The sequence below is a fragment of the Luteibacter sp. SVR4-7G genome, assembly GCF_056755555.1.
In genome coordinates this window covers 119,996-126,371 of sequence record NZ_JBPGXO010000004.1, presented here as the reverse complement: position 1 = coordinate 126,371, position 6,376 = coordinate 119,996, and the positions used below count along the sequence as shown (strand labels likewise).

At 68.2% G+C, this 6,376-nt stretch carries 5 protein-coding genes; all 5 read left to right on the top strand.

The window, feature by feature from the left end:
* The first annotated feature begins 32 nt into the window (after positions 1–32).
* The 5 genes from hflX to folC all read left to right on the top strand — a co-directional run bounded on the left by hflX (position 33) and on the right by folC (position 6,358).
* Entirely contained in the window at positions 33–1,331 is a 1,299-nt protein-coding gene (gene hflX / locus ACR9ZH_RS02905) for a ribosome rescue GTPase HflX (RefSeq protein WP_481289263.1), read from the top strand.
* Between the two features lie 298 nt (positions 1,332–1,629).
* Entirely contained in the window at positions 1,630–2,763 is a 1,134-nt protein-coding gene (gene hflK / locus ACR9ZH_RS02900) for a protease modulator HflK (protein ID WP_481289262.1), read from the top strand.
* A complete protein-coding gene (hflC, locus tag ACR9ZH_RS02895) occupies positions 2,760–3,629 on the top strand; it encodes a protease modulator HflC (RefSeq protein ID WP_481289261.1) in 870 nt (289 codons plus the stop codon). The genes hflK and hflC overlap by 4 nt, the downstream gene beginning before the upstream one ends.
* 31 nt (positions 3,630–3,660) lie before the next feature.
* Positions 3,661–4,968 carry an adenylosuccinate synthase gene (locus ACR9ZH_RS02890; protein ID WP_481289260.1) on the top strand — a complete coding sequence of 436 codons (1,308 nt, stop codon included), beginning with the start codon at positions 3,661–3,663 and terminating at the stop codon, positions 4,966–4,968.
* Between the two features lie 4 nt (positions 4,969–4,972).
* Positions 4,973–6,358: a bifunctional tetrahydrofolate synthase/dihydrofolate synthase gene (gene folC / locus ACR9ZH_RS02885; RefSeq protein WP_481289259.1), complete on the top strand. Its 1,386-nt coding sequence runs from the start codon at positions 4,973–4,975 to the stop codon at positions 6,356–6,358.
* The last annotated feature ends 18 nt before the right edge of the window (positions 6,359–6,376 follow it).

The following is a 6,376-nucleotide window of genomic DNA, read 5'->3' as shown; positions in this document are numbered from 1 at the left end:
CATCCTTACTCCACATGAGGTCATCCCCCTAAGTGTTCGATAGACAAAAGAAAGGCGATCGCGCCGTGCTGGTGCTGCCGCATTCCCGTGGCGAAGGCGATGCGATCCGCCGTGGCGAGGAATTCGCCGAGCTGGTGTCCTCGGCCGGCGCTGAAATCCTGGCCAGCATCCCGGCGCGCGTCGAAGTGCCGAACCCCCGTTTCTACATCGGCAGCGGCAAGGCCGACGAGGTGGCCGAAGCCGTACGCGCGCTCGAAGCCGACCTGGTCCTGGTCGACCACGTGCTCAGCCCGGTGCAGGAGCGCAACCTCGAAAAGCACCTGAAGGCGCGCGTCGTCGACCGCGCGGGCCTGATACTGGACATCTTCGCGCAGCGTGCCCGCTCCCATGAAGGCAAGCTGGAAGTGGAGCTGGCCCAGCTGAAACACCTGGCCACGCGCCTGGTTCGCGGCTGGACCCACCTGGACGCCCAGCGCGGCGGTGCCATCGGCAACCGCGGCCCGGGCGAAACCCAGCTGGAAACCGACCGCCGCCTGCTCGCCGAGCGGGTGAAGATGTTGACCAAACGCCTCGAGAAGGTCGGCGTGCAACGGGACCAGCAGCGCCGGGCACGGCTGCGCAACACGGTGCCGCGCGTGGCTCTGGTCGGCTATACCAACGCGGGCAAGTCCACTCTTTTCAATGCGCTGACCACCGGTGGCGTCTACGCTGCCGACCAGCTGTTCGCCACGCTGGACCCGACGGTACGTAAGATCGACGGTCTTGCCTGCGGGCCCGCCGTGGCGGCCGATACGGTCGGCTTCATCCGTGAGCTTCCGCACGATCTCGTCGCGGCGTTCCGCGCAACGCTGGCCGAAGCCCGCGACGCCGACCTCCTGATCCACGTCAGCGATGCCGCCGACGAAGAGCGCGAACTGCTGGGCCGGGTCGTGAATTCGGTGCTCGAGGAGATCGGTGCCGGGGACGTCCCCCAGCTGTCGGTGATGAACAAGATCGACCTCGTGGACGCCGCGCCGCGCATCGACCGCGGCGACGACGGTAAGCCGCGCCAGGTCTGGCTCTCCGCTGCGACGGGCGAGGGGCTGGACGGCCTGCGCGAGGCCTTGGGAGAACTCCTCGGCGGCGAACGCATCCGCGCCGGTCTTGAGCTTCCTCTCAGTGCGGGGCGCCTGCATGCCCGGCTCAAGGCGGCCGGCGCGATCGTCGGCGAGGCCGTCGACGAGCACGGCTGGCACCTCGACATCGACGCGCCACGCTCGGTCCTGGCGCCGCTGCTGGGCGACGATGTCCACGCGCGACCCCTGCGCGAGCTGATCGAACCGCCCATGTAGGGCGCGCCCGCGCGCGACATCCCGCCCATGTAGGAGCGCGCCTGCGCGCGACATCTTTTCGCGCCGGTTCCCAGGGGGTTGGCGCGCCAGCCCACAGTCACAGCCTCAAAACATGTCGCGCGCATCGCGCGCTCCTACGCGGAGCGCGTAGCCATCTGGTAGAATTCGGGGTGTTTGCGTGCCCCTTTCGGCGCGGCGACAGGTGTTCGCGCGCCTGGCGTCCATTCCCCGCCGGCACGGGTCCACCCCCCAGGCTTTGAAGCCACCCACCCTCCGGTCCCGAAGGAGACTGCCGACCATGGCTTGGAATGAACCCGGCAACGGCCAGAAGGATCCCTGGAACCGCAACCGGTCGAACGGGCGCAAGCCCGACCTCGACAGTGCGCTGAAGAGCCTCAAGGCCCGCTTCGGCAGGTTCGGTGCGGGCAGCGGCGGTATTGCCGCCGTGGTGCTCGTTTTCATCGTGGCCTGGCTGCTCGTGTCCAGCTACACCGTGATCGATGCCCGGCAGGTGGGCGTGGTGCTGCGCTTCGGCCAGTTCTCGCGCATCCTGCCGCCGGGTTTCCACCTCAAGGCCCCGAGCCCGGTCGAGACCGTGACCAAGGTGGAGACCACCCAGGTGCGCTCGGTGTCAGACAACGTCTCGATGCTCACGCGCGACGAGAACATCATCGCCATCGATTTCAACGTGCAGTACCAGGTGTCCGACGCGCGGAAATTCCTCTATTCCAACGCCGACCGGGAAGAGAACACCATCCATAATGCCGCCGAGGCCGCGGTGCGCTCCGTGGTCGGCGCCAACATCATGGACAACATCCTGACCACGCCGGGCGTGGACACGCCCGCGCCGGCCCAGGCCTCCGCCCCCGGTATCGCGCCGGCGGCGAAGGAAACCCTGCAGCAGCAGGCACGCGACATCCTCCAGGCCACGCTCGACAAGTATGATGCGGGCATCCTGGTCACCGGCGTCAGCTTCCAGAACGTGTCGCCGCCGAAGGAAGTGAAGGACGCCTTCGACGACGTCAACGCCGCGCGCGAAGACAAGCAGAGCGAAGAGAACAAGGCCCGCGCCTACGAAAGCCAGGTGGTGCCGGTGGCCCGCGGCGATGCCGCGCGCATCGCCGCCGAGGCGGACGCCGAGCGCGTCGAGCGCATCGCCCGCGCCAACGGCGACGTCGCGCGCTTCAACCTGCTGCTCAAGGAATACCGCGCCGCGCCGGAAGTCACCCGCCGGCGGCTCTGGCTGGAAACCGTAGAGGACGTCATGGCCGGCAATCCGAAGGTGATCGACGGCAGCAACGGCAAGAACATCATCCAGTTGCCGGTGGAACCGAACAACGCCGCGGTGCGCAACGTGCCGGGCGTGGGCACTGTCATCCAGTCCGCGACCACCGACGCCAATTCGAATCCGCAGCAGGGGGCCGTCCAGTGAAACTCGTTACCGGCCTCGTCGTCGTCGTCCTTCTCCTGCTCGGCTTCAACAGCGCCTTCGTGGTCAAGGAAGGCGAGAACGCGCTGCTCCTCCAGTTCGGCCGCATCGTGCGCGCCGACTACAAGCCCGGCCTGCACTTCAAGCTGCCCGTCGTGCAACAGGTGATGCGCTTCGACAACCGCATCCTCGGTCTTGACGCCCAGCCCGAGCGCTACTTCACGCTCGAGAAGAAGAGCGTCAACGTCGACTTCTACGTGAAGTGGCGCATCGCCGACAACGCGGCGTATTACAGGGCCACCTCGGGCGAGCAGGTGCAGGCCATCCAGCGCCTCACGCCCATCGTGAAAGACGCGCTGCGCTACGAGTTCAACGCACGTCCGCTCGAGGACCTGATCGCGGGCGGCCGCAAGGACATCACCGAGCGCGTGCGCCAGCAGACCGACGCCGCGGCCCGCAAGAACCTCGGCATCGCCGTGGTCGACGTGCGGATCAAGCGCATCGACCTGCCCGACGAGGTCAGCGGCTCCGTCTACAAGCGCATGCGCGCGGAGCGCCTGCAGCTCGCCAACGAACTGCGCTACACGGGCCAGGAAACCGCCGAGACGATCCGCGCGGATGCGGACCGCCAGAAGCTGGTGCTGCTGGCCGACGCCAATCGCGAGGCTACCAAGGTGAAGGGCGACGGCGACGCGCAGGCGGCCGCCATCTATGCCCAGGCCTACAGCCAGGATCCCGAGTTCTTCGCGTTCTATCGCAGCCTCGCGGCCTACCGTAAGGCCTTTGCCGACGGCAAGGGCACTTTCGTGCTGAAGCCCGATTCCGAATTCCTGCGCTACCTGAACGACGGCCCCGGCCGTCAGCGCTGATACCGCATCCTCATCGATAGAGATACAACACATGGGCAAGTCAGTCGTCATTCTCGGCGCGCAATGGGGCGACGAGGGCAAGGGCAAGATCGTCGATCTCCTCACCGAACGCGTGGGCGCGGTCGCGCGCTTCCAGGGTGGCCACAACGCCGGCCATACGCTGGTGATCAAGGGCAAGAAGACGGTCCTCCACCTCATTCCCTCGGGCATCCTGCGCGACGACGCGCTCTGCCTGATCGGTAATGGCGTGGTGCTCTCGCCGGCCGCGCTGATGAGCGAGATCGCCGAGCTGGAAGGCCAGGGCGTGGATGTGCGTCCGCGCCTGAAGATCTCGCCGGCCACGCCGCTGATCATGCCGTACCACATTGCCGTGGATAAGGCGCGCGAAGTCGCGTCCGGCGCCAAGGCCATCGGCACCACCGGCCGCGGCATCGGCCCGGCGTACGAGGACAAGGTCGCCCGCCGCTCGATCCGCGTGGCCGACCTCATGTATCCGCACGAGCTTCCGGAGAAGGTGAAGGCCGCGGTCGAGTACCACAACTTCGTGCTCACGGAGTGGCTGAAGGCCGAGCCGGTCGACTACCAGACCGTGCTCGACGAGGCGCTGACCTGGGGCGAGTACATGCGCCCGATGGTGGACGACGTCGCCACGATCCTGCACGACGTGCGCCGCGACGGCGGCAACATTCTTTATGAAGGCGCGCAGGGCGCGCTGCTCGACATCGACCACGGCACCTATCCGTACGTCACCTCGTCGAACACCACGGTGGGCGGTGCGCTTGCCGGTACCGGCGTGGGTGCGCGCGACATCGATTACGTGCTGGGCATCTGCAAGGCCTACGCCACGCGCGTCGGCGGCGGTCCGTTCCCCACCGAGCTCAACGACGAGATGGGCGAACTGCTGCGCAAGAAGGGCAACGAGTTCGGTGCCAGCACGGGCCGTCCGCGCCGTTGCGGCTGGATCGACCTGGTGGCGCTGAAGCGCGCGGTGCAGATCAACGGCATCGACGGCCTCGCCATCACCAAGCTCGACGTGCTCGACGGCCTGGAAAGCATCAAGGTCTGCATCGCGTACGAATACCGCGGCAAGCGCCGCGAGCTCGCCCCGCTGGACGCGGATGGCTGGGCCGAGTGCAAGCCGGTGTACCTGGAGTTCCCTGGCTGGGAAGAATCCACCGCTGGCATCCGCGATTGGAACAAGCTGCCGCCTGCCGCACGCGCCTACCTGCGCGCCGTGGAGGAACTGTCGGGCTGCAAGCTCGCGCTGGTCGCCACCGGTGCGGACCGCGACGACACGATCGTCCTCGACGACCCGTTCGGCGGCGAAGGCGACTGCTGATCGCATGAGCCGCACGCTGGGCGAGTGGCTGTCGTACCAGGAGCGTACGCACCCGCGCGATATCGAGCTCGGTCTCGAGCGGGTGCGCAGCGTGTGGGAGGCGATGGGCGCCCCGCGCCCCGCGCCCCTCGTGATCACGGTCGGCGGCACCAATGGCAAGGGCTCCACGGTGGCCCTGCTCGAAGGCATGCTGCGTGCCGCCGGCTACCGCACGGGGTGCTACACCTCGCCGCACCTGCTCCGCTATAACGAGCGGATCCGGATCGACGGCCAGGACGCGGCGGACGAGGCGCTGGTCGCCTCGTTCGAGCGCATCGAGGCCGCGCGCGGCGCGATTCCGCAGACCTATTTCGAGTTCGGCACCCTGGCGGCGCTGGACCTGATGGCGCGGGCGTCGCTCGACGTGGCCATCCTCGAGGTCGGTCTCGGCGGGAGGCTGGACGCCGTCAACATCGTCGATGCCGACGTCGCCGTCGTGACGACCGTCGACCTCGACCACCAGGACTGGCTGGGCAGCGACCGCGACAGCATCGGCCGCGAGAAGGCGGGTATCGCCAGGGCAGGGCGGCCGGTGATCGTCGGCGAGCCCAATCCGCCGCAAGGCCTGCTGGATGCGCTGCGAGCCATCGGCGCCGAGATCATAAAGGCAGGCGAAGCCTACATTCCTGTAGGAGCGCGCCCCGCGCGCGACAGCCTTTCGCCTCAGTCCGAACCCTTGCGCGCCAGCTCCAACGCCTGGCCCCAAAACATGTCGCGCGCAGGGCGCGCTCCTACACAAGTCGCGGAAGACATGTGGCGGTGGGAACATCGCGACGGTACATCCTTCGAGCTTCCGCTGCCCGCGCTCGCCGCCCCCGTGCAACTTGCCAACGCCGCGACGGCTATTGCCGCCATCCACGCTCTTGGAGCAAGGCTCGATGTTTCGCCGGCGGCCATCCGTTCGGCCTTGTCCGCCGTTCACGTCCCGGGCCGGCTGCAGCGCATCGCCGACCGCCCGCGCACCCTTGTCGACGTGGGCCACAACCCGCAGGCCGCGCGCGCGCTCGCGGCATGGCTGGATGCGCAACCGGCCACCGGCCGCGTGTTCGCCGTCTACGGCGCCCTCGCGGACAAGGACGTGGCCGGCGTCGTCGAGGCGATGGGCCGCCGGGTCGACCGATGGTTCCTCGCGGGGCTGGACCGGGACACCCCCCGCGGATTGGGGGCTGACGCGTTGGCGGCCATGCTCGCCGCCGCGCTGCCCGGCGCCGCCGCCTCCTCTTATCCCGGCGTCGCCGAAGCCTGGGCCGCGGCGCGCGAGGCGGCGGGCGACGACGATACCGTGCTGTTGTTCGGCTCGTTCTTCGTTGCGAGCGCTGCCTTGGGTCAGGAAAGCCCTTATCGCCGCTGAAGCGGCTCCCGCACAAAG

Excerpts from the sequence above, each read along its gene's own strand:
- ACR9ZH_RS02890 (WP_481289260.1), top strand. The coding sequence starts at position 3,661 with ATGGGCAAGTCAGTCGTCATTCTCGGCGCGCAATGGGGCGACGAGGGC.
- folC (WP_481289259.1), top strand. The coding sequence starts at position 4,973 with ATGAGCCGCACGCTGGGCGAGTGGCTGTCGTACCAGGAGCGTACGCAC.
- hflK (WP_481289262.1), top strand. The coding sequence starts at position 1,630 with ATGGCTTGGAATGAACCCGGCAACGGCCAGAAGGATCCCTGGAACCGC.